This window comes from Alteromonas sp. ASW11-130, from assembly GCF_026183735.1.
GTDB lineage: Bacteria > Pseudomonadota > Gammaproteobacteria > Enterobacterales > Alteromonadaceae > Alteromonas.
Window position 1 is genome coordinate 221,665 of the sequence record NZ_JAPFRE010000015.1, and the last position, 23,904, is coordinate 245,568.

General features: G+C 43.1%; 23 protein-coding genes. 9 read left to right on the top strand and 14 right to left on the bottom strand.

The window, feature by feature from the left end; all coding sequences use genetic code 11:
* Positions 1 to 69 precede the first annotated feature (69 nt).
* The 3 genes from OPS28_RS04085 (at position 70) to OPS28_RS04095 (ending at position 5,369) form a co-directional block, all read left to right on the top strand.
* Positions 70 to 2,262 carry a M3 family metallopeptidase gene (locus OPS28_RS04085; protein WP_265608177.1) on the top strand — a complete coding sequence of 731 codons (2,193 nt, stop codon included), beginning with the start codon at positions 70 to 72 and terminating at the stop codon, positions 2,260 to 2,262.
* Positions 2,263 to 2,532: 270 nt separating this feature from the next.
* Complete coding sequence (locus tag OPS28_RS04090) at positions 2,533 to 2,703, top strand: hypothetical protein (RefSeq protein ID WP_265608178.1); 171 nt, start codon at positions 2,533 to 2,535, stop codon at positions 2,701 to 2,703.
* A 740-nt stretch (positions 2,704 to 3,443) separates the two neighbouring features.
* Positions 3,444 to 5,369, top strand: coding sequence for a methyl-accepting chemotaxis protein (locus OPS28_RS04095; protein WP_265608179.1), 1,926 nt, complete (start codon positions 3,444 to 3,446; stop codon positions 5,367 to 5,369).
* A 58-nt stretch (positions 5,370 to 5,427) separates the two neighbouring features.
* Here OPS28_RS04095 and OPS28_RS04100 read toward each other — a convergent pair whose 3' ends face one another.
* On the bottom strand, positions 5,428 to 6,015 hold the full coding sequence (locus tag OPS28_RS04100) for a hypothetical protein (protein ID WP_265608180.1): 588 nt from the start codon (positions 6,013 to 6,015) through the stop codon (positions 5,428 to 5,430).
* A gap of 763 nt (positions 6,016 to 6,778) precedes the next feature.
* Here OPS28_RS04100 and OPS28_RS04105 point away from each other — a divergent pair.
* Positions 6,779 to 8,575: a cation:proton antiporter gene (locus OPS28_RS04105; RefSeq protein WP_265608181.1), complete on the top strand. Its 1,797-nt coding sequence runs from the start codon at positions 6,779 to 6,781 to the stop codon at positions 8,573 to 8,575.
* Positions 8,576 to 8,611: 36 nt separating this feature from the next.
* Positions 8,612 to 9,103, top strand: a complete 492-nt coding sequence (locus OPS28_RS04110; RefSeq protein WP_265608182.1) for a phosphoglycerate mutase family protein — start codon at positions 8,612 to 8,614, stop codon at positions 9,101 to 9,103.
* A 212-nt stretch (positions 9,104 to 9,315) separates the two neighbouring features.
* Here OPS28_RS04110 and OPS28_RS04115 read toward each other — a convergent pair whose 3' ends face one another.
* Positions 9,316 to 10,623, bottom strand: a complete 1,308-nt coding sequence (locus tag OPS28_RS04115) for a 3-deoxy-D-manno-octulosonic acid transferase (RefSeq protein WP_265608183.1) — start codon at positions 10,621 to 10,623, stop codon at positions 9,316 to 9,318.
* Positions 10,624 to 10,808: 185 nt separating this feature from the next.
* Here OPS28_RS04115 and OPS28_RS04120 point away from each other — a divergent pair, with 185 nt between their 5' ends.
* A complete protein-coding gene (locus tag OPS28_RS04120; RefSeq protein WP_265608184.1) occupies positions 10,809 to 11,927 on the top strand; it encodes a glycosyltransferase family 4 protein in 1,119 nt (372 codons plus the stop codon).
* A gap of 103 nt (positions 11,928 to 12,030) precedes the next feature.
* On the opposite strand, the gene OPS28_RS04125 is transcribed toward OPS28_RS04120, so the two are convergent.
* Positions 12,031 to 15,018 carry a TonB-dependent receptor domain-containing protein gene (locus OPS28_RS04125; protein ID WP_265608185.1) on the bottom strand — a complete coding sequence of 996 codons (2,988 nt, stop codon included), beginning with the start codon at positions 15,016 to 15,018 and terminating at the stop codon, positions 12,031 to 12,033.
* A 729-nt stretch (positions 15,019 to 15,747) separates the two neighbouring features.
* On the opposite strand from OPS28_RS04125, the gene OPS28_RS04130 reads away from it, so the two are divergent.
* The 3 genes from OPS28_RS04130 to OPS28_RS04140 all read left to right on the top strand — a co-directional run bounded on the left by OPS28_RS04130 (position 15,748) and on the right by OPS28_RS04140 (position 18,163).
* A complete protein-coding gene (locus OPS28_RS04130; protein WP_265608186.1) occupies positions 15,748 to 16,821 on the top strand; it encodes a sensor histidine kinase in 1,074 nt (357 codons plus the stop codon).
* Positions 16,814 to 17,569, top strand: coding sequence for a LytR/AlgR family response regulator transcription factor (locus tag OPS28_RS04135; RefSeq protein WP_265608187.1), 756 nt, complete (start codon positions 16,814 to 16,816; stop codon positions 17,567 to 17,569). Before OPS28_RS04130 ends, OPS28_RS04135 begins: the two co-directional genes overlap by 8 nt.
* Before the next feature lie 432 nt (positions 17,570 to 18,001).
* Positions 18,002 to 18,163 (top strand): hypothetical protein, encoded by a 162-nt coding sequence (locus OPS28_RS04140; RefSeq protein ID WP_265608188.1) that lies wholly within the window; start codon positions 18,002 to 18,004, stop codon positions 18,161 to 18,163.
* 452 nt (positions 18,164 to 18,615) lie between these two features.
* Here OPS28_RS04140 and rpsQ read toward each other — a convergent pair whose 3' ends face one another.
* Genes rpsQ through rpsJ form a run of 11 tightly spaced genes read right to left on the bottom strand, consistent with a single transcriptional unit; the run spans position 18,616 to position 23,556 of the window.
* Complete coding sequence (gene rpsQ / locus OPS28_RS04145; RefSeq protein ID WP_265608189.1) at positions 18,616 to 18,873, bottom strand: 30S ribosomal protein S17; 258 nt, start codon at positions 18,871 to 18,873, stop codon at positions 18,616 to 18,618.
* Positions 18,873 to 19,064, bottom strand: coding sequence for a 50S ribosomal protein L29 (rpmC, locus tag OPS28_RS04150; protein ID WP_265608190.1), 192 nt, complete (start codon positions 19,062 to 19,064; stop codon positions 18,873 to 18,875). The genes rpsQ and rpmC overlap by 1 nt, the downstream gene beginning before the upstream one ends.
* Entirely contained in the window at positions 19,064 to 19,477 is a 414-nt protein-coding gene (gene rplP / locus OPS28_RS04155; protein WP_137168350.1) for a 50S ribosomal protein L16, read from the bottom strand. Before rplP ends, rpmC begins: the two co-directional genes overlap by 1 nt.
* A gap of 2 nt (positions 19,478 to 19,479) precedes the next feature.
* Complete coding sequence (gene rpsC / locus OPS28_RS04160) at positions 19,480 to 20,184, bottom strand: 30S ribosomal protein S3 (protein ID WP_265608191.1); 705 nt, start codon at positions 20,182 to 20,184, stop codon at positions 19,480 to 19,482.
* A gap of 9 nt (positions 20,185 to 20,193) precedes the next feature.
* Positions 20,194 to 20,526: a 50S ribosomal protein L22 gene (rplV, locus tag OPS28_RS04165; protein WP_137168352.1), complete on the bottom strand. Its 333-nt coding sequence runs from the start codon at positions 20,524 to 20,526 to the stop codon at positions 20,194 to 20,196.
* An 11-nt stretch (positions 20,527 to 20,537) separates the two neighbouring features.
* Positions 20,538 to 20,813, bottom strand: coding sequence for a 30S ribosomal protein S19 (rpsS, locus tag OPS28_RS04170; RefSeq protein ID WP_265608192.1), 276 nt, complete (start codon positions 20,811 to 20,813; stop codon positions 20,538 to 20,540).
* 15 nt (positions 20,814 to 20,828) lie between these two features.
* Entirely contained in the window at positions 20,829 to 21,653 is an 825-nt protein-coding gene (rplB, locus tag OPS28_RS04175) for a 50S ribosomal protein L2 (protein WP_265608193.1), read from the bottom strand.
* A gap of 14 nt (positions 21,654 to 21,667) precedes the next feature.
* Positions 21,668 to 21,967 (bottom strand): 50S ribosomal protein L23, encoded by a 300-nt coding sequence (gene rplW, locus OPS28_RS04180; RefSeq protein WP_265608194.1) that lies wholly within the window; start codon positions 21,965 to 21,967, stop codon positions 21,668 to 21,670.
* Positions 21,964 to 22,569, bottom strand: coding sequence for a 50S ribosomal protein L4 (gene rplD, locus OPS28_RS04185; protein WP_265608195.1), 606 nt, complete (start codon positions 22,567 to 22,569; stop codon positions 21,964 to 21,966). The genes rplW and rplD overlap by 4 nt, the downstream gene beginning before the upstream one ends.
* A gap of 18 nt (positions 22,570 to 22,587) precedes the next feature.
* On the bottom strand, positions 22,588 to 23,226 hold the full coding sequence (gene rplC, locus OPS28_RS04190; protein WP_265608196.1) for a 50S ribosomal protein L3: 639 nt from the start codon (positions 23,224 to 23,226) through the stop codon (positions 22,588 to 22,590).
* 18 nt (positions 23,227 to 23,244) lie between these two features.
* Complete coding sequence (rpsJ, locus tag OPS28_RS04195) at positions 23,245 to 23,556, bottom strand: 30S ribosomal protein S10 (protein ID WP_010179497.1); 312 nt, start codon at positions 23,554 to 23,556, stop codon at positions 23,245 to 23,247.
* Positions 23,557 to 23,904 lie beyond the last annotated feature (348 nt).

Consider the following 23,904-nt stretch of genomic DNA (forward strand, 5'->3'; position numbering starts at 1 on the left):
AGACGTTTAACTTATTAACAGCATCCTCTACTATGGCAACGTTTAAAACGACAACAATGGAATCAAACCATGGGAAAACTCAAAACCACTCTCACCGCAGCAGCGGTTTTATTAGCCTTAGGCGCTTGCTCGGAGCAAAAAGCAGAACAAAATGAGCAAACAGCAGCGATCGACAATACAATGACTGACCAATCCAAATCATACGACAACATTCTATTAAATGAGTATGAAGGCCCTTATGGTGGGGTGCCTGCATTCGATCAAATGAAGCTGGAAGATTTAAAGCCTGCCCTGGAAAAGGGTATGGACTTACAGCGTAAAGAAATAGCGGAAATCGCAAATAACCCTGAACCACCTACATTTGAGAATACAATTGTAGCGATGGAACGAGCGGGCCAGGAACTTGGTAATGTCTTCACCTATTACGGTATCTGGAGCGCTAATATGTCAAGCCCTGAATTTCGTGAGATTCAGGCCGAAATGTCGCCGGTATTATCTTCTTTCTTCACCGAGATCACTCAAAACGAGAAATTATTTGAACGGGTGAAAGCGGTTTATGAAGGAGAGGAATATAAAAATCTGGGGACGGAAGAGCAGCGCATCACTTGGTTAACTTACAATAATTTTGCGCATAATGGCGCAGCTTTAGAAGGTGAGAAAAAACAGCGCTACGCAGAAATCAATAAAGAGTTAGCATCACTTTACACGCAGTTTTCGACCAACATTCTGGCCGACGAAGAAGGTTATGTAACATATATAACTGAAGATCAGTTAGATGGGTTACCTGATTCGTTTGTAAAAGCTGCAGCAGCGGCGGCAGAATCCCGTGGTGAGAAAGGCAAATATGCTATTACTAACACCCGTTCATCAATGGATCCGTTCCTTACTTACTCCACTGACCGTGAGTTACGCGAAAAAGTATGGCGTACTTATTATAACCGTGGAGACAATGCAGACGAGTCAGACAACAACGACATCATCAAACAAATCCTGAAACTTCGCCATGAGCGCGTTCAGTTACAAGGTTACGACAACTACGCCGAGTGGCGTCTAGAAGATCGTATGGCTAAAAATCCTGAAAATGCCATGGATCTCATGATGAAAGTCTGGCCAGCAGCCATTGCTCGGGTTGAAGAAGAAGTAGCCGATATGCAAAAAATTGCAGATGAAGAAGGTGCTGATATTACTATCAAACCTTGGGATTACCGGTTTTACGCAGAAAAAGTCCGTCAGGCTAAGTATGATCTTGATTCAAACGAAGTAAAACAATATTTGCAGTTAGATAAACTACGCGATGCTATGTTCTACGTTGCGGGCCGTCTGTTTAACTTTGAGTTTAAAGCGGTTCCTGAAGGTGAAGTGCCGGTTTGGAATGAAGATGTAAAAGTATGGGAAGTATTGGACAAAGACAGTAAAGAACACATCGGTCTTTGGTACCTTGACCCCTTCGCACGTCAAGGCAAGCGTTCTGGAGCGTGGGCTACAACTTATCGTAGTTACACTACATTTGATGGTAAAGAAACGGTGCTATCATCGAACAACTCCAATTTTGTAAAAGGCCCAGAAGGTGAACCTACGCTGATCTCTTGGGACGATGCAGAAACCTACTTCCATGAATTTGGTCACGCCCTGCACTTTTTATCGTCTGATGTGAAGTACCCCACATCTCACTCTGGTGTACGTGATTACACTGAGTTTCAGTCGCAACTTCTAGAGCGTTGGTTAACCACTGACGAAGTCATTAACCAATACCTGGTCCATTATCAAACGGGCGAGCCAATTCCCGATGAGCTGGTAAATAAAATTAAGAAAGCCGCAACGTTTAATGAAGGCTTTAAAACAACCGAATATCTAGCTTCAGCTATTATGGACTTAAAATACCACACTACTGATCCAGCTAATATTGACCCTGATACGTTTGAGCGTGAAGAGTTGAAAAAGCTTAACATGCCAGAAGAGATCGTAATGCGTCACCGCAGCCCTCATTTCGGTCACGTTTTCTCAGGTGAAGGCTATGCAGCAGCCTATTATGGTTATATGTGGGCAGAAGTATTAACGGCTGATGCCTCTGAAGCTTTTGCACAAGCACCTGGCGGCTTTTACGATAAAGAAGTGGGCGACAGATTGGTCAAATATTTGTTCTCAGTTCGTAACGCAATGGATCCAGCGGAGGCTTATCAAAAATTCCGTGGTCGAGATGCTGATGTTGAAGCGCTGATGCGTGATCGCGGCTTCCCCGTGCCTAAAGATGACGATAAATAATTATTTCGTTTTATAAGGCCGCAACTGCGGCCTTTTTTATGTGTTCGATCCATTCCCTGTTAAACTTTATATCTCCCGTACTATTTATTTTAGTTGCTGAAAATAAGAATAATTACTGAATCATTTGCGTGTTTAAACTTAGGTAACATTTTGCTGATTACCCCTAGAAAAACCCGCCTTCAATTCAGGTGTCTTTTGTTAAGTTAGGATTAAAATAGCAATATCGAATCACAATCGATATATTTTAAAATTTTTTTACAAGGATTTAAAATGCAAGAACTAAGTGTTAGCGAATTAGACGAAATCAATGCAGGGATGAACGACTGGACGGCGGGTGGAATGGCTGTTATCGGTCTTGGCATTAGTGGTGGACCCGCTACAGGTGCTTTTGGTCTGGCTATTGGCGGAGCGATGATGTTGGTAGGATACTATATAAATTAGTTACTCATTTATTAAACGTCGAGCGCGAAATGATACGCGTCCTTAAAATATGGAAAATTCATGCGCATTATTGCAGTAACAAAATTTGTTTATAGTATTTTAATTGTGTCTTCGTTTATTATTTATCTGCAAAATAAAGATGGCGAAATGTTTTTTAAGATCGTGTTGTTTTCTTCTATTGCCTTATCCTTGATATATCAAAATATAATACTTCAAAAAATAGTTAAGTTCGAAAAGCTAAACTGACAGCATTTGGCGGAATATGTAGTGCCACTTTTCGTTATTTTTAATTTGTAAGGCATAGCGAAATAATTTACCGACTATTGGCCAAGATAAAGTAAACTGTTTAAGTTCAATTGGAAAAAGCCTAAGCTGTACACATCTCGCCAGCTGCGTCTTCTTCGTTCATCTAAAAGTTAATTAATAGGCAGCCGTCACTGCATCTCAAACGTTTTTAAGCGATAAATAAATTTCTGATGTGTGAAATTAGCTACAACAATATAAGTCTAAAATTAGTGAGTAACGTTTTTTTCGTTGTATCCATAACCCGGCTACTAAACCACCTGAGCTGGCAAAGAGATTTCTGAAATATTCTTTTTAGAACATCTCGGTTCGTACTTATTAACCCCAAAAGGGATCAATACTCCCATTTTACAATCTTCACTTTTTAGCTCAACATGCTTGAATATTACAGAAGTAAATGTAGGCTTCCATCGAGACGCTATATTAAGGAATACTCAGTGACCAAAGTATTAAAATCACTCAGCATAAAACAAAAATTTCTTTTTACTCTTCTTATTGCGGTTCTTTCATCCTGCTTATTAGTAAGTGTAATTAGTCAGTGGATCGCCCGTGATTTGGTAAAAAAAGAAGTGGAGCAGGAATTATTACCCGCTAAAGTAAGCCAAATAGTAAATCTCGTAGATAAAGAAGTTAGTGTAATGCTAACCGTGGCACATAGTATCGCAACAAACCCTTATATGATTGAATGGTCGCAAGAGGGTGCTAATAAAGAGGAAGAACAACAGCTCGTTGATTATTTAAGAATTTTGGCTGATAAAAATGAGTTAGCCGCCACCTCCTTTGTAGACCGTCAAACTTATAACTACTGGAATCAAGATGGTTTCTTACGGAAACTTAAAGACGATGAATTTGACGGATGGTTTTTTGCCTATAAAGACAGCGGTAAAGCTACTTCTCTGAGCCTTTATAAAGAACCACAAGTAGGTTACAGACTATTTGCCAACTACCAACAAATTAATGGTCGCGGGATGTCAGGCGTGGCAAAAGCAGTTGATGAATTACTGACAATTATAAATAAAGCTAAATTAGCGAAGTCAGGTTTTATGTATCTGGTGGATGGACAGGGTAATATTATTGCTCACCCGGATATCAGCTTATTGGGCAGCAGCACGCTTGCTGACGTTAGTAATAGTGTCACTCAAGCTTCGTTACTAACACGGCGCGATTTTAATTTAGCCAATATTTTAATTGACGGCGAAAGTCGTTTGATGGCAAGTGCCTATATTCCAGCAGCGAACTGGTATGTGATAGCGCAAGTACCTGAATCGGAATTATATAGCGAGTTGAATAATGCAAACGTAATGGTTTTCGTTTGGGCAATTGTAATCGCAATAGTGTTCGCTTTTATAGGACGATTACTAGCAGCAAGTATTTCCCGCCCTATCGAAAAATTAGCCGATGCATTTCACGTTTTAGGACGTGGAGAAGGTGATTTAACCACTCGATTGCAAGAACCGAAGCAGAGGGAAACTGCCAGACTGGTTGGAGGGTTCAATAGTTTCATTGAAAGTTTGCATGCGACTATCAGTACAGTGGCAAGAACCAGCACGCAGCTAAGAGAATCGGCGCATGAAGTTGCGCATAAATCTCATCAAACCCAAGATAATAGTAAGGTTCAACGTGACCATACTATCCAGGTAGCCACCGCACTAACTCAAATGGGTGCGAACGTTACCGACGTAGCGCAATCGGCTTCTACAGCGGCTGAAAACGCCACGCGAGCGAATGCCACCTCAGAACAAGGGCGTCTTTTAACACGCGATGCCGTTACTGCTATCAATGATCTTTCTGCCCAAATAGAGGGTGTGGCGGAAGTCATTCAGTCTTTAGATGAACATACTTCTGCCATCGGTAGTATCTTAGATACAATTAGAGGTATTTCAGAGCAGACCAACCTGTTGGCGCTAAACGCTGCTATAGAATCAGCTAGAGCGGGTGAGCACGGTCGTGGTTTTTCAGTTGTAGCCGATGAAGTTCGCACCCTGGCGCAACGGGCAGCCAGTGCAACAGATGAAATTCAACTTAAAATCGATAAGTTTCAGGATGATTCCCGTGAAGCAGTAGTCCAAATGAAGTCAAGTCGCGACCAATCAGATCACGTCGTTGATTCTGCCAAAAAGTTAGACGTCATATTGAAGAAAATTGCGAAGGAAATAGAACAAATCAACGATATTAATACTCAGGTCGCCACGGCGACTCAACAACAGACCGCTGTTGTTGATGATATTAATGTAAATATCCATGATATTAGCGAAACCAGCGAAGACACCCTCAATACAGCAACTTCGTTAGTGGTTGTAAGTGACAAGTTAGACGACCTGGCTAACGAATTATCCGCCCAGGTTAATCGTTTTAAGCTATAAAAAAACAGCCCTTCGGGGCTGTTTTTTTTATAGGGAAACACCCTTTATTGACAATTATCTAGAAAATAATGGAATAACTCATTTTCACTTGGTTGTCATACGCTTTAGCCCAGGACAAACCCAAAAGAGGGTTTTCAGCAGTCCAGGTTTCTCGTTCTGCGGAAAATGATAATTCATGTGTTTCACGAAACCCTTTTGTGCGCATGTTAAACGCAAGCGATTTACTGGTAGGTAAATCAATCTTGTTTACGAGAGGAATATTAATTTCGTGTTCTGAAATAACTTTGTTACTGATCCCAACAGAGTAAGCCCCCATCTGATACCAGGACGCCAATTGATAACCTTTCGATGAAACGCGTTGGTTTAATACCCCGTAATCAAGCCGCCCCTTTTCATAATGTAGGGATGCTTCAACGCTTACGTGTGATGATAGCTGCTGGGCCATCATGAGTTCATATTCACGTAGCTTGGTGCCATGAAATTTTAATTTCTTATTGGTAAAAGTAACCGCAAAATCATCTCCGCTATTGAGATACTTAGTGATTGCGTTACCTAGACCTGAAGACAAAGAGTCAGCAGCGAAACATGATGAACCCGCCATTGCCAGGGAAGCAACGCAGCATGTGCGACCAAAAATATTCATCATTAAACTCCTACAGCTCAATTATCTTGCTTTTTACTTCTTTGGCGTGAGCACACCCGCAAAAAGTGATCAAATTATATACAACACATGTCCACAGTAGGGTATGAAAAGTCATCCGTATGAATTAGATGCGTCTATTAAATTAAATAAATATTGCAGAAAAAAAAGGTTGAACAGCAAAGAACAGGGAACGTTTTGAGCATAGTATTTTATCGCGGCTGACCATCAAACCGATACATACCCTCTACCCTATAGAACAAGCCATAGATGAGATTAAGGTTCCCACCTTAACTGCTTATCGGCCGGAAACCAGACTGGTTTATGTCCCGAGGATATGCTCGCTGTAGCCGCCCCGAAATAAATAGCGCCTTTTGTACTTCTATTAACAATAGCAGCCATGATACTCCGCTTTCTGCGCGCCTGAATGACCTTGGTTACCATATAATTTTATTTTACTTGGACCGATAGACAGAGTTAACACTTGTTTTCTCCGGCATCGCTCAACCCTACGAAAGCCCCGGAAAATCAGAAAAAGCTGCGTTGATTAACAAGGATTTAAGTAGCAGGTATCGTCAACATTGTGAAAAATGCTTTGCCCTCGCTGGCTGTACACCCATTCGATACTTAAACGCCCCCGTTGATATGAATACGCTTAAATAAATGCAACATTTTAAGCTGACAGTCATCCAAGTTAAGACTATAAAAGTATGTATTCTAAGCACTTTGCCCTATTCAACAATTAACAAGAAACAAATAGGAACGCACCTTGTCTGATCCGATGATTTCACTCGTTCTCGTGGGCATATTGTCCATCGCCTGCCAGTACTTTGCCTATAAAGTCAGGCTTCCTGCGATTTTGCCGCTACTCATCATCGGTATTATTGTTGGCCCAGTACTTGATGTAATAAATGCTGACAGGTTATTTGGCGACTTACTCTTTCCGGTTGTGTCACTGTCGGTGGCCATAATTTTATTCGAAGGAGCATTAACGTTAAAGTTTAAAGACATTGCGGGACACGGCAATATGGTGAGAAATCTGTGCTCGATTGGCGTCGTTGTCACCTTGATTGTCGCGGCTGTCGCTGCACACTATAGTCTGGGAATGTCCTGGCAGTTAGCTTTTTTGTTTGGCGCTATTGTAACTGTTACTGGGCCCACCGTTATCGTCCCTATGATCAGAACGGTGCGGCCGCAATCCAATATATCAAATATACTGCGCTGGGAAGGAATCATCATTGATCCCATAGGCGCACTGCTGGCTGTTTTGGTTTTCGAGTTTATCGTCGCAGCTCAAGGTTCTGCTATTTCTCATACGTTTCTAATTTTTGGAAAAACTATCGGCATCGGGTTAGTTTTAGGCTGGGCCGGCGGGTATTTTCTGGGCTTATCATTACGTAAAAGCTGGGTCCCCCACTATCTACAAAACACGGCTGTACTGACAATTATTCTGGGGGTATTTGCTGCATCCAATGTGGTAGCGCATGAATCTGGTCTACTTGCTGTAACTGTAGCCGGAATGGTGCTGGCGAATATGAAAAATGTCGATGTGGAAGACATTTTAGAGTTTAAAGAAACACTTAGCACGCTGCTTATCTCAGGCCTATTCATTTTATTAGCGACGCGACTCAACTTACAGGCAATAGCTGATGTTGGCGTGGGAATTGTGTTGGTATTAATCGCGGTAATGTTTATTGCAAGGCCTCTTTCTGTAATGGCGTCAGCAATAGGTACCGGGCTTAACTGGCGTGAACAGGCACTGCTTAGCTGGATCGCGCCACGCGGGATCGTTGCCGCCGCCGTAAGCGCGTTGTTTTCTCTTAAATTGGAAGAAATAGGCTATGAAGGCGCTAGTATTATCGTTCCAATGGTCTTTATGGTGATTATCACAACGGTAATTCTACAAAGTTTATCAGCAGGCTATGTTGCCAAATGGCTTAAAGTTCAAGCTCCACCTCCTACCGGTTTCTTAATTTTTGGGGGCAGTAAATTCAGTCGTTTACTTGCCAAAGAAATGATGAATCAAGATATGGGGGTGTGTATCGCGGACACTAACTGGGATGCGATCCGCGAAGCAAGAATGATGGATATTCCGGTCTATTTTGGTAATCCAATGTCAGACCATGCATCGCGTAACCTTCAAATGGACACCATCGGCACTGTTTTAATCATGTCGCCCTACAAGCAACTTAATCCAATGATCGCTTACCATTTCGAATACACTATAGGTAAAGTACAGGTCTGGGGGCTTTCAAACAATGAGCAAGCGGCCAGACCCAGCCATCAGGTAAGCGAGCATTACGCCAGAAAATTAACCTTGTTTGACGAAGGCGTAACATACAGTTATCTTGCATCCGCTGTAGCCCGAGGTGCTGCAGTAAAAACTACTCGGATCACTGACGAGTTTACTTTTACCGATTACATCGAAACCTATGGGGGTAGGTTAACGCCACTTATCGCCATTGATGAAACGAAACATTTCCATACTTTTTTGAACGGTCAGGAAAAGATACCCAAAGCAGGCTGGAAAGTTATTAGTCTTATTGAATCAGAGGATGAGAAATAATTTCGCCGGGTTTCGGTTACATTTAAAGGAATAATCATGTTTAAATTTTTTCGCAGCGTGTTAATTTTGGCTTTATTCATGGGCACAGGGGCTAGCGCTATGGCATATGATGTGTACTTGACACGACATTATGAAAAACAGTCGCAACATCGCGATCCTGAACTGACTGCAAAAGGCCAGTGGCGTGCAAAGCAATTGATAAAATTTTTGGAAGAAGCAGGTATACAAAAAATCTACAGCACCCAATATCGACGCACTCAACAAAGTGTAGCCCCGTTAGCGGAACGTTTAGATATTGAGGTAGAAACCTACCCGGCCAATGGGCTAGCACAATTAGCTGAGCAAATTAAGCATGAAAGAGTTAATGCGTTAGTAGTTGGACACAGCAATACCACTCCAGCGATTATATCGTTACTGGGCGGAAAGGCTAAGGCGATGAGTGAAGACGATTTTGGTGAGTTGTTTAAACTACGTATAGAGAATGAGCACGTTGAAACCAGTTCTGAAGTCGTGGGCTTGAATGAATAGCCCCCGGTGCGAGGTTGCCCTCAACCGATAACGTGCTACCTACTCTTATCTTAAGTCGATTTTTGCTATTGAGCATATCGTCAGCATAAATAAGACAACTCTCACCCCAACCTTAAAAAACTTTAATGTCATACTTTTGAGGCGTAGCGAAAGGAGTTTCTATTCGGAAAATGCACAACTCGGGTTGGCATTGCATCTCCGTGTAGCAATGCCTAGCTATGCTTTTCTACTTGGTTTTGCAGACAAGCAAGGGTCGCCTCGACTGCCCCTTGGTTTTGCAGCAAAACGGCATAGCCAGCCTGCCCTGCTTGCTTTGCGCGTTCCTGTTCATTTAGCCATTGTAGACAATAGCGCACGATATCGTCTGCACTATTAACCAGATATAACGCGCCTTGCGCCTGCAAAAACTCGCAAATTTCTGGATTATTGTACCGATGAGGGCCCATCATTATTGGAATAGCTGCTGCTGCCGGCTCTAAGGCATTATGCCCACCTTTGTTTGCAAGACTACCGCCTACGAAAGCCATATCAGCAACGTGATATAGGTGATTAAGCTTACCCATCTCGTTTACCAGTATAATTTGAATGCCTTCTTTTATATGGCTAATCTCGCTGGACAGACAATATTCATAGCCAGAATCAGCCAGCAGCGTTTCGACTTCATTGAATCGTTGAGGATGACGCGGCACTATGGCCAACAATGTGTTCGGACTGTCCTTTATAATTTTGGCGTAGGCGGTTAGAAACGTTTTTTCTTCTGGATCATGGGTACTCCCCGCCACTATCAGTGCGCGCCCACTGACTTGCAACTGTAAAAAGTCAGCATCGTTGTTCGCTTCGTTCATTGCCTGATCAAATTTTATATTGTTAGTTAGCGTAAGTTTGTCCGCGGTAATGCCAAGTTGAATATACTGCTCATAGTCACGTTTACCTTGTGCACAAACGTGCGTAAGTTTAAACATCATAGGTTCGATAAGCGCTGAGAACTTTGCATAACGCGATGCTGAGCGTTCTGTCATACGCGCGTTTATTACCGTGACAGGAATCTTTTTTCTCCAGCAACAATGAATCAAGTTCGGCCATAGCTCTACTTCTGTTATGACCACGTGTTTGGGTTGTACGCGATTCAGCATAGTGGTCATGGCGAAAGGTAAATCCACTGGCAAGTAAAAGTGATGCACACTATCGCCAAAAATTGTATTAACCCGTGCCGATCCCGTTTCAGTGGTTGTGGTGATTGTAATTGGGGTATGCGGATACAATTTTTGCAGGCGTTTAACGACACAAGATGCAGCCATTACTTCGCCAACAGAAACACAATGAAATAGATAACCCTGCTTTTGTCCAGGTATAGGAACATAGCCCAACCGTTGAAAAAAGTTGCCATGCAGCGCATCGAGTTCATTAACTCCCCATTTTCTGAATTTGAGCCAAAACACAGGTAGTAACAAAAAAAGTAGTAAGGTATATAACCCGCGAGCTAACTCTTCATACCATTGCGGAGAGTACCGATTCTTCAACTATTTTTCCTTGCGCTATTTAGTTTACGTTACCTAATCTATTGTAAAGCGATGTGGTTAACTTGCAAAATTAACCTATACATCTTTTATCCGTGCATTCACCCTTTTGACTTAGCTAACACGTATATAGAAAAAAACTAAAATAGTTAAATTTAAGCTTTAAAATATAAGGTTTCAGCAAAATTATGAAGATAAAAGTGTTGCATGTTGAGTTTAACCAGCGCCTTTATGGTGGTGGCACTCAGGTTTGTTATCTGCTTAATGCGCTTAATGCTGATGCATTTGAAAGCGTCTTAGTGTGTTCTGAAAAAAGTGATATCAGCAGAATTAATTTTACCCATTGCGACACCCATAAAATTGAATTCAATGGCAATTTAGACGTTTTCGCATCCAAAAGAATTATTGACGTTATAGAAAAAACAGCACCAGACATCATTCATATACACAGCCGTCACGGTGCAGATTGGTGGGGCGGTATCGCCGCCAGCTATTCCCATATCCCAGCCATACTCACTCGCCGACTGGAAGAAGCTGAGAATTTGTTGGGAAAATTAAAATATCGGTACTTCGACGCTGTAGTAAGTATTTCAGAAGAAGTTTATCGAAATACTGAAAAAGGATTAAACGAAGAGACTCTACATAAATTGATCTATCCCGGGGTGGCGACAAACGAATCGAAACTCTGTGCCGATGGTGAGATGCGAAAGTGGCTCGCACGGGCACACAACGTCCCTTCCGAACACAAGTTGATTGCTAGCTTTGCCCAATTAATTGGCCGCAAAGGTCAGGCCGATATCATATTAGCGTTTGAGAAAGTCATTTCTGAGCACGACAACGTTAGTTGCCTGCTTTTTGGGGAAGGTAATCAGTTAGAGTCATACGCGTCATTGATCAAAAAATGCAATCTACAAGATAGAATTAAGCTTTGTGGTTTTACAAGTGATGTTACAGATTTACTCGCTGTAATCGACATTATTGTTCATCCTTCACACTCTGAAGGTTTAGGTGCCACACTGATGCAGGCTGCGGCCTGTAAGAAGCCGGTTATCGCCTACGATGTAGGTGGGGTTGCAGAATTAGTAGAACATAATAAAACAGGTCTTTTGGTGGATATGGCGGACATTAATGGCTTGGCAGATGCCATCATCCGCCTGTTAGATGATGAGACAAAAGCATCCAGCTTAGGCAATCGCGCTTACGAGAAAGTTAAGGATAAATTTTCTGTGCAAAGAATGAAATCTGAGTATGAAAAACTTTACCGAGAGGTATATCAGGGGCATCAAGAACACGCTGAACAAAATTGATCCCACAGCAATTATTCACACTTTCTAGCCACCAACAAACCTTGATAATATTTGCCAAAAAAACGGGATACTACAGTATCCCGTTATCACTAATTACATACTCCTAGAAAGTAATTTGCAGACCAGCTTTATAAAAACGCCCTAACGGGTCATAGTTACTAGGGAAGGTATTACCGGAGTTAGAACTGGTATCACCAATGTCGTTACCCAACACAGGTGGTTCTTTATCGAAAAGATTGTCCACACCTAAGGTAAATTTGACATTCTCAGTGACCTGGTAGCTGCCATACAAATCGAAATAGTCATAGCTGTCGATATGTCTAAATTCGGCAAATCGTAGACTCGCTTCTGGCGGCTCTACGTCAACTGAGTCGATATGTCGCCACAACAACGAAACCGTAAAGTCGTCATAGGTCCAGGTGGTGCGTTGAATCCAGCGCAAATCAGACAACGGATCGCAGCTGGTGCCGTAATAACCTTTACAGTCAAGTACGGGTATTGCATCAGCACTTTGCGATTCTTGAGTGAGATATTTATTGATAGTAGCCGAGAGCTCCAAGGTACCCATATCACCTAAATCAAAATCGGTGTCGATGGTAACCTCAACCCCTTCTGCTTGCAGACTTTTTAAATTCGTTGTGAAAAGTTCCACACCTGCAGAAGATCCAGTAAGGTCGCCTCCCACACGAACAATCTTGGCGCATTCGCTGGTATTCCCTTCGATGTAACATTGGTCCAGAATTTCTTGCGCAGAGAACTCGCCGATTATGTCGTTGATAAATATATCGTAATAATCTATCGAGAGGGTGAAATCCCGTGCAAATGAAACCTCGGGCGTCCAAACAATCCCCGCAGTGAACGTTTCCGCCTCTTCTGGTCCCGGTAATGCCGATGGATTACTACCTTGGAAGGTATTGATTTGGCCGGAGATAATATCCGGTACAACCCCTACCTGAGCGTCACGCATACCGGTCGATATACAAAGGGCGCGTAAGTTCGCATCAATGTTTCCAGCGTTGGCGGATGAGCAAGGATCCTGAATGGCGTTATCGAGTCCAGTAGTAACTGGTGAAAACAGCTCGCCAATATTGGGTGCCCGGTTGGCTCTTTGCTCCATAACCCTCAAAAGTAAAGGCTCAATAGGACGCCAGTTAAAGCCAATCTTCCAAGAATCGGTACTTCCCACTGTATCGTAGTCTGAAGTCCGATAACCAAACTCAATATCCATTGAGTACGCAAAGGGTTGACCGTCAAACACGGGTAACAACCCCTCGAAAAAGAACTCGTCCACCTTATAACTACCGCTAATTGGTAACAGGTTCCCCCCTGCGCCACCCTGACAGCTGGCTGGAGCGAGTTTTAGACACTCATCTGGCTCAAGCAAGCCGCTTTCCATACGGTGTTCATAACCAACGCTAACGGTCAGTGGCATCCCCGCCCAGGGGATTTCAACAAACTCAACGGGGCCATCGACAATAAACTGAATAATTTCCTGCTCGTATTTTTGTTGCTGCAGCGCGATGGCGCGAGCATACCCAGACATGTCTTCAGTAATAGTCCCAAAGCCCCCAAAGAGGTCGATTGGCACACAGTTACCACCCACTGCGCAATTTACACCGTCTCGGGTATCCAGTGCATTTTGAATATTCGTTAAGTTAGTGTAACCATCCCTGACGGTAGTTCGGTTTGCTTCACCGTATTGATAAGAAAAGTCGTACATCCACTCATCAGTGATCGCACCGCGAACCCCGGTGACTATCTGCCAAATATCAGAGTCATAGCGTTCCGAGCGAGTACCCAGTTCGAGTGTACGCCGACGCAGTCGAACTTCTAGAGTATCCTCTTCATCCACAATACCGTTACCATTTACATCGTTCCAACTTCCGCCATTAAGTAACGAGCCATCGGCCACCGCGGCATTTGCGCCATCGATGATAAACCCTTTAGCCTGGCTGGAAATAAGAGGGTTATAGAGAGGCAAGGTAAATTGCGCACCAAATGTTCCTGAGGGCGCAACTTGTTGCACAACCGTAGTATTGGTGTAGTTAAATGATGTATAGACTTCCGCATAGTCATTAATTTCATAGTGTGCCATTGCCGTAGCACTGTAACGTTCAGCGGGTGTCTGATAATAATTAAAAGGATTAAAGTTGAATAGGCTACAGTTATCTCCCAGCGACCCATCTTCCCGGAATTGACCCGCTACCCCCGTGCCGATTAATTCAAATCGGGTAGGAATTGCGGTTGTAGAGCCGGAACCGGATAGATCAACAACGTTGGGGCCTTGGCACCCTTGCGGTGGCAACGTGGCTTCTTCGCCAGCCCGATATTCAGCCAGCCCAGACCCTGTGTTGGAATTAATCCCAAATTGGCCAAGTGGTCTGTCACCTAATAGAACTGGGTTACGTTCCATCCAGGAAACTGACACGACCGCGTTCCCTCTCCCATCGGCCAAGTCCGAGCCCACTGTAAGGGCTATATTACTTTGCTCGCCGTCGTCTTCATCGCTACGTTGATGATTAACATCCACTTGCACGCCTTCAAAATTTCTTTTTAAGACAACGTTGACGGCACCTGCTATTGCGTCAGAGCCGTATACAGCTGAAGCGCCGCCTGTTACCACATCAACTCGGTCGATTAATGCGGTAGGGATGTTCGCTGTGTCGACTTGTCCATTGAAATTGAATGGCACCATTCTTCTGCCATTTAACAACACTAAGGTGCGTTCGGCACCTAAACCTCTTAAGTCTACGGTGGCGGCGCCAGCGGTACCATTATTAACGTTACCCCCATCGGCTGGAATAGTGGAAGGCAAAGAACGAACAATCCTCTCGAATTCAGGTTGTTGTAAATACCCAACTTCTTCTGCTCCTAAAGAAAAAATGGGACTGGTAGACTCCACCCCAGGCGAGCGAATCCGACTACCCGTTATCGCAATAACTTCGACGTCTGAGTTATCGTTTGCTGCCTCATTATTTGGGTCTGTCGTGGCATCTTGCGCCAATGCAGATACTGGTAGCGCGGCATTAATTACCGCTCCAAACAGTAAAGCACGACGTACAGACGTACTTAGCTTGTTATTTGTAAACATATTTCCCCCTTCGGATCCCATATGGTATGGGCGGAAGTAATTATTGCTTTTATTAATGGCTAAGTGGGTCAAGTTACAGCTATGACGCACTAGATAGCAGTGTGCTATCTAACACTAAGCTAATTAGATAGAGGACGTATAACCACTAGTATTATGTGAAAGGATCAAACTGAGGGATAGAATGGCGCAATACGTTGATGAACGGTTTAAAAATCACACCCGATATTTTCCGTAGCATTGCTATTATTATATTCTGACAGTGTTTAATCGTAGAAGTTCTGTGTACTACTAAAATAGGGCTAAATAAATTTAGCAATTGAGAGTTACACTAAAGGGCTGGATGTACTCACCTTGCTTTTTATATAAAAATTTAAATACGGTTCAGAATGATACATTCCGCTCAGATCATAGTTGAATATAAGGTTCATATTGGCTTGTGTCATTTGTCCGGCTTGCTTTTAATGGCCATGGTTTTCCTTCATCAATGCATCTTACTCTCGCCTCCCTTGAGCGACACCACTTCACCATTATTAGGCGCTGGTGCATGTTTTTCTTTAGGACGAAGGTACGCTACTGGAGCTTTACCCCAAGATTTTATAACGGCTTTTTGCCAGGACTGTATTAATCATACCTTTTAACCTGGTTTTCCTACCGTTTATCAAAAAATATGGACAATTTAGCCCTATAGGATATGTTTAAAGGTAAGCATAGTGGTCAAGTATTATTCTGATGAATAAAAATTTTTCACGTTACTTCTGGATTGCTAATATATTCATTTGGCTGTCTATCCACTTTGTCTTCGCCCTAATCCAACATCACGCCCTTGCATTCACATCGAATCCTGTAGATTTGGTTACCGTATGGTGGAAGCTTTTACCCTGGTTCGGTAATTGGATATGGATGACGTTCATTATATTCAAGTTAGTCGATTTGAATGAGCGGATAAATGCCAGCGGCTTCAAACGATGGATGCTTAACCTTATACCATTAGTTATTTTGATTCCTATATATTGGTTGCTAAGTGTGACGATGAGGGCTTTTATAGATGACAAATCTATTACGACGATTCCCGATTCGCTACTACGGGTTCTATCTAATTCAGCTCTATTGGATGTGTTCATTTATCTCGGTGTACTAGGAATGGCCATGGGGATTCGGTTTTACCAACACGCGATTAACAAACAAGTCGAATTAAACCGAATAGGCAATCTGCTAATCAAAGAACAATTAAAATCACTTCGCTCCCAACTCAATCCTCATTTTCTTTTCAATACGCTAAACACTATTGTCAGTTTGATAAGACTAAAAAGAGAGAGCGAAGCAATTCAAGCAATAACCCAATTAAGTCAGATGTTACGGAAAATACTTGAAAATAAAGATAATTCTAATGCTTCAGTAAAAGATGAAATTGTATTTATCAATAGCTACCTGGCTATTCAGAAGATGCGTTTTTCAAATACATTAAATATTAATGTGATGGTAGACGAAAGCTGTATGGACATCGTAATTCCAAACATGCTTCTACATCCACTAGTTGAAAATGCTATCCAGCATGGCTCACAACTGCAAGAAACAGTAAACAATTTTCATATGAGTATTACCCATAATAATGGCATGCTGATAGTGACGTTAACGAATAATGTCGGCGATAGCGACACTATAAAGGGTTTCGGTATCGGCTTAGGCAATACACGTGAAATATTAAATAAATTGTACTCCAATTTTCAGTTAGACATTAAAGAGAAGTATGAAGGTGTAGTGGAGACTATATTGGCGATTCCAATAGGAGGGAAGAATGCCTGATGTATTAATAGTAGATGATGAAGTACTAGCTTGTGAAACCATCCAATTGTTACTTTCCAATGACGAGGAAATAGAACGGATTTGGCAGGCTCACGATGCCCACACCGCTTTAAGTATTGCGTATGCAGAATATCCCAACATCGTGATACTTGATATCGAAATACCGGGATTACCAGGAATCGAGCTAGCGAAGAAACTTCCCCCAAGTTGCGTTGTTATTTTTGCCTCTGCATATAGTGAATTCGCCCTTTCAGCATTTGAAGTAGACGCTATCGACTATCTGTTAAAACCCTTTACTGACGAACGATTTTACCAGTCAATTGGACGCGCGAAAGCTAAACTAAAACTAACCGCTTTTTTTGAAAAACAGGAACTCACTACGACTGTAATAGAATTGATGGAGCGCCAACAGGCAAAGTATAAAGAACGAATTGCTGTCAGAGATCCCGGAAGAATTAGATTCATTGATATTGAGGATATAGTATTTATTACTGGCGCCGGCAATTACGCAGAAATTCATCTTCTGAATGGCAATCACATTTTGCACAGAGAGACACTTTGCAACCTTGAAGCACAATTAAACCCTAAAGAATTCGTACGCATTCATCGCTCTTCTATTGTTAGACGAAATTTCATTGCAGAATTACGACCTAACGAAAAAGGTGATTACGCGGTTATATTGGATTCGGGAGAAAACCTGACTATGTCTCGTCGGAATAAAGATAAGATCTATGATCTGATTCGTTAGTTTGATGGCTGATTATCGTTGATTAAAAGAGGTAATTAATACAATAGACCTATATCTTCGAACGGCGTTATTAGTCGTTCGATGACAAATGTTGTGGTGTACGATTTTTTATTCACGAGCTCTATGGATGAAGCAGATTTATAGAAATAAATTGAATATAGGTTTTATGCTCAAGTTTCACTAAACTTCTAACCATCGTATAATTGGTTGGCACGCAGGAGCAACAATCTTAAAACTACCTTTCTGGTAATCAAGGAATGAAACGCATTTTTCGCAAATCAATCTGCTTAGAAAGTCTCATCCCACTCAAATTGTCAGCTTCTTACTAAGCGTAGGGTAAGTAATAGTTTCTGGTTTGCTTCCAGCGGACTAAATCGAATTGCTAACAACACGCTCTCTATTGACACATATTGTATAACTATAAGGAATTTTATGAAGAAGGTTCTCCCCATTTTAATGGTCTCGGTCTCGCTTGGCTTGCTTGGATGCACAACAACCAAAGGCGAGGGTGGTAATAAAGCCGAGAAAAAAGAATCTAAAGCCGAATCACGCAAATGCCTGCGCACAGGAAGCAGATTAAAAAGAGCCTGTTAAAGTAAGGCGAAAATGGCGATGAATATCGTTATACAGTTAGCGTTTACTGTAATCTACTAAATAAAAGGGGTCCTAAGATGGACCTCTTCCTCTACTGAAGCAGTTTCTAAATTAACCCATGGTGCTCGTGTATTTTGACATGAAGTATCGATTTTAGCTGTTTTAACCTAGGTTCATCCTAGGAAAATCTTAAATGGTTAATACTAATAGCTGCTTACCCACTCTCGACTTCTTAAACATTTACAGAAATACAAGCCTGAAGTACTAAGTATCAAGTGCCAAGTGTCAAATGCCAAATAAGTGCTAAGGTTGGGGGGAGAATTTATACTAGAAATTGCGTGACCAGCAATATTACAAAAGCCTCAACGCTATTTAGGATGGATTAGAAGAATGAAAAAAGGCCTGATCTTACGGTCAGGCCTTTTTATTCATTTGAAACTAAAACGAGCGAATTAAACGCCTGCTTTAGCTACAACGTCAACTAACATCCAAGTTTTATTCTTGGAAAGAGGACGACACTCACGTACTGTGACGGTATCGCCTTCATTACACACGTTGTTTTCGTCATGTGCGTGTAGTTTAGTTGAACGCTTGATGAACTTCCCATAAATAGGGTGTTTAACGAAACGTTCTACAACAACAGTTATGGTTTTATCCATTTTGTTGCTAACCACACGACCTTGCACTGTACGAACTTTTTGTTCAGTCATTACGCATCAGCCTTTTGAGTCAGAATGGTTTTAACACGCGCGATGTTACGACGCACCTTTTTCAACTGGTCGCTTTTTTCAAGCTGTCCAGTTGTGTGCTGCATGCGCAAATTGAACTGCTCGCGTAGCAGGTTTAACAACTCTGCGTTCAGCTCTTCTACGCTTTTTTCTTTCAGTTCAGTCGCTTTCATTACATCACCGTCCGAGTTACAAAGGTTGTTTTAAATGGCAGTTTAGCCGCTGCCAATTCAAACGCTTCGCGTGCAAGAGCTTCAGGAACACCTTCCATCTCATACAGTACACGTCCAGGTTGAATCTGGCATACCCAGTACTCTACGTTACCTTTACCTTTACCTTGACGCACTTCAAGAGGCTTCTCAGTAATTGGCTTGTCAGGAAAAACTCGAATCCAAATTTTACCTTGACGCTTAACGTGACGAGTCATAGCACGACGCGCTGCTTCGATTTGGCGTGCAGTCATACGACCACGACCAGTTGCTTTAAGGCCATATGTACCGAAGCTTACCTTGCTGCCCGCAACGGCAAGACCACGGTTACGACCTTTATGCTGTTTACGAAATTTCGTACGCTTTGGTTGTAACATGATTAGCCCTCTCGCTTAGCGCTGCGGCCTTTCTTCTTAGGTTGAGCAGGTGGAGCCTGTTCTTGAGTAGTAGGCAAGCCACCTAATACTTCACCTTTGAAGATCCATACTTTAACGCCAATGATGCCGTAAGTAGTTGCCGCTTCAGAAGTTGCGTAATCAATATCTGCACGGAATGTGTGCAATGGTACGCGACCTTCACGATACCATTCAGTACGGGCAATCTCTGCACCGCCTAAACGACCGCTAACTTCAACTTTGATACCTTTCGCACCAAGACGCATTGCATTTTGAACCGCACGCTTCATTGCGCGACGGAACATTACACGACGCTCTAGCTGGCTTGAAATGCTGTCAGCTACTAGTTGACCATCAAGCTCAGGCTTACGTACTTCTGCAATGTTGATCTGAGCCGGCACACCAGCCAACTTAGATACATGGTTACGCAGCTTTTCTACGTCTTCACCTTTCTTACCGATAACGACGCCTGGACGAGCAGTGTGTATTGTTACACGAATGCTCTTAGCAGGACGCTCAATCACGATTTTTGAAAGTGAAGCGTTCTTCAATTGTTTAGTCAGATACTGACGTACCTGGTGATCGTTATACAGGTTATCTGCATAGTCTTCGGTATTAGCGTACCAGGTAGAAATCCATGGTTTGCTGATACCCAGGCGTATACCTGTAGGATGTACCTTCTGTCCCATTATCTACTCCTAGTTATCCGCTACAACCACAGTGATGTGACTGCTACGCTTAAAGATACGATCAGCACGGCCTTTGGCACGTGGTTTGATACGCTTCATTGTTGGGCCTTCGTCTACAAAGATTTTGGCAACGCGAAGCTCGTCGATGTCAGCACCTTCGTTATGTTCTGCGTTTGCAATTGCAGACTCAAGAACTTTCTTAACTAATGCTGCGCTTTTCTTCGGACTGTACGTTAAAAGCTCTAGAGCCTTTTCTACGTGCATCCCGCGAACTTGATCCGCAACCAAACGTGCTTTTTGAGCTGACGTACGGGCAAAACGATGTTTAGCTAATGCTTCCATTTTCCTACCCCTTAACGTTTAGCTTTCTTATCCGCGACATGGCCGCGGTAAGTGCGCGTTGGCGCAAATTCGCCCAACTTATGGCCAACCATTTCGTCACTGACTAATACAGGAACGTGCTGGCGACCGTTATGGACCGCAATGGTCAACCCAATCATATCTGGGATGATCATGGAACGACGAGACCAAGTCTTAATTGGTTTGCGTTCGTTCTTTTCCACTGCAGCCTCTACCTTCTTCAGCAAGTGAAGGTCAATAAATGGACCCTTCTTGAGAGAACGTGGCATGGTGAATCCTCGCTTTTACTTGTTACGACGACGTACGATAAGTTTATCAGTACGCTTGTTGCTTCGGGTCTTCTTACCTTTAGTAGGAGTACCCCAAGGTGATACTGGGTGACGGCCACCGGAAGTACGTCCTTCACCACCACCGTGTGGATGGTCTACTGGGTTCATGGCAACACCACGAACTGTAGGACGAACACCGCGCCAACGGGTTGCACCCGCTTTACCCAATGAGCGTAGCATATGTTCTGCATTACCGACTTCACCAATAGTGGCTCGGCAATCTGACAATACTTTACGCATTTCGCCAGAGCGTAGACGTAAAGTAACATAGTTACCTTCACGCGCCAGGATCTGAGCGTATGCACCAGCAGAACGAGCAATTTGCGCGCCCTTACCAGGCTTCATTTCAATCGCGTGTACCGTGGTACCTACCGGCATGTTACGCATCGGCATAGCGTTACCCGCTTTAATTGCCGCGTCCGCACCAGACTGAATTGCATCACCAGCCTGAATACCTTTAGGAGCCAAAATATAACGACGTTCACCATCTGCATAAAGCACTAAAGCAATATTAGCAGAACGGTTTGGATCGTATTCTAAACGCTCAACTTTGGCAGGAATGCCATCTTTGTTGCGTTTAAAATCAATGATACGGTAATGTTGCTTATGACCACCACCGATGTGACGTGTGGTGATACGACCATTGTTGTTACGACCGCCAGATTTGCTGTTCTTTTCCAGCAAAGGTGCATACGGCGCACCTTTATGCAGATCAGGATTAACAACCTGAACTACGTGACGACGACCGGCAGAAGTTGGCTTAGCTTTCATTAATGGCATTTCTAATCCCCTTCTTACTCAGCGCCACCGACAAAGTCGATGTCCTGACCTTCTTTAAGCACTACGTAGGCTTTTTTCCAGTCGCTGCGTTTACCGAAAGACGCACCGTGACGCTTAGTTTTACCTTTTACGTTCACAGTACGAACACCAGCAACTTCAACTTCAAACAGCTTTTCAACTGCTGCTTTGATTTCTGCTTTGTTCGCGTCTTTAGCTACTTTGAATACAACTGTGTTGTTCGTTTCTGCAGTAAGCGTTGTCTTTTCAGAAACGTGAGGCGCTTTAAGCACCTTCAGTAGACGTTCTTCATTCATGCTAACGCCTCCTCAAGTTGTTTCACTGCGTCAGCAGTAATTAGCACTTTTTCAAATGCAATCAAGCTAACTGGGTCGATGCCTGCAACGTCGCGCACGTCAACTTTATAAAGATTACGTGCAGACAAGAACAAGTTCTCATCAACATCTGCAGTTACGATTAACACATCGTTTAATTCAAGTTCGTTTAGCTTAGCAACCAAATCTTTAGTCTTTGGTGCGTCAACAGCAAACTTCTCAACAACAACCAAACGCTCCTGACGAACTAATTCAGACAGGATGCTTTTGATCGCTCCACGATACATTTTCTTGTTAACTTTTTGTTCGAAGTTACGAGGCTTTGCAGCAAATGCACGGCCACCACCAACCCAAATTGGGCTGCGGATAGTACCAGCACGTGCACGGCCAGTACCTTTTTGACGCCATGGCTTCTTACCACCACCGTTTACTTCTGCGCGCGTTTTTTGCGCTTTAGTACCTTGGCGAGCACCTGCTCCGTAAGCAACGACAACCTGGTGTACCAAGGCTTCGTTGAATTCACGTCCAAAGGTCGCTTCGGATACTTCAAGAGCGCTTTGCGCATCTTTCAATGTTAATTCCATCAGTTCACTCCCCAGACGTTAGGCTTTTACAGCTGGCTTTACGATTACGTCGCCGCCTGTTGCGCCAGGTATGGCACCTTTAACCAGGATCAGGCTGTTCTCAACGTCAACACGTACTACTTCCAAAGATTGCGTAGTCACTTGCTTGTTACCAAGCTGACCCGCCATTTTCTTACCTTTGAAAACTTTACCCGGTGATTGGTTTTGGCCAATTGAACCAGGAGCACGGTGAGAAAGAGAGTTACCGTGAGTCATACGCTGAGAAGAGAAATTCCAACGTTTGATTGCACCAGCAAAACCTTTACCTTTAGACGTACCAGTTACGTCAATTTTTTTAGTGTCGTTAAAAATTTCAACAGTAATTTCACTGCCTACTTTAATATCGTCACCTTCGTTGCCTTCAAGGCGGAATTCCCATAGACCACGACCTGCATCAACACCCGCTTTGCTGAAATGACCAGCAGTAGCTTTGTTAACGCGGTTCGCTTTCTTGGTTCCAGCAGTAACCTGAAGAGCGCGATAACCGTCAGTTTCCTCAGTACGAAGCTGAGTGACACGGTTTGGGGTCGCTTCAATAACAGTCACAGGGATAGACGTGCCATCTTCAGTGAAGATGCGAGTCATACCCACTTTACGACCGACTAGACCAATCGCCATTGTTATAACCCTCTCTTGTTAGCCCAGGCTGATTTGAACATCAACGCCGGCAGCCAAGTCCAAACGCATCAACGCGTCAACTGTTTTATCAGTTGGCTCGATGATGTCTACCAAACGCTTGTGAGTGCGGATTTCATATTGGTCACGCGCGTCTTTATTAACGTGCGGAGAAATCAGAACTGTATAGCGTTCTTTGCGAGTAGGTAGAGGTATTGGACCACTTACCTGAGCACCAGTACGTTTCGCCGTTTCAACGATTTCAGCCGTTGACTGATCGATCAACTTGTGATCAAACGCTTTTAAACGAATACGAATTCTTTGATTTGGCATCGATTAAGCTCCAATCGAAAGAACAAAAAAATTCACCCTTTCTCTCCCTATTGTATTATGGAAGAAAGGATGTGCGTAAACCGATGGTTCCCAATCGGAACCCTGTTCTTTTTCTAGCTCGCCGTGAGAGATTCGCTTAAAAGCTGGCCTTTCACACTGGCAACCACCCTAAAAGCAGTGAGGTCGCGGCTAAAAATCATGCCCTAATTGGGCAAGTGGGCGCGAATTATACTGATTTGGCACGTATTTGCAAGCAGTTATAGCAGATAAATAGATGTTTTTTTGATCTATCCAATAGTTCTATTTAATCCATTATTTTTAGCGGTATAGTTAAAGGTGAGAAGTCAC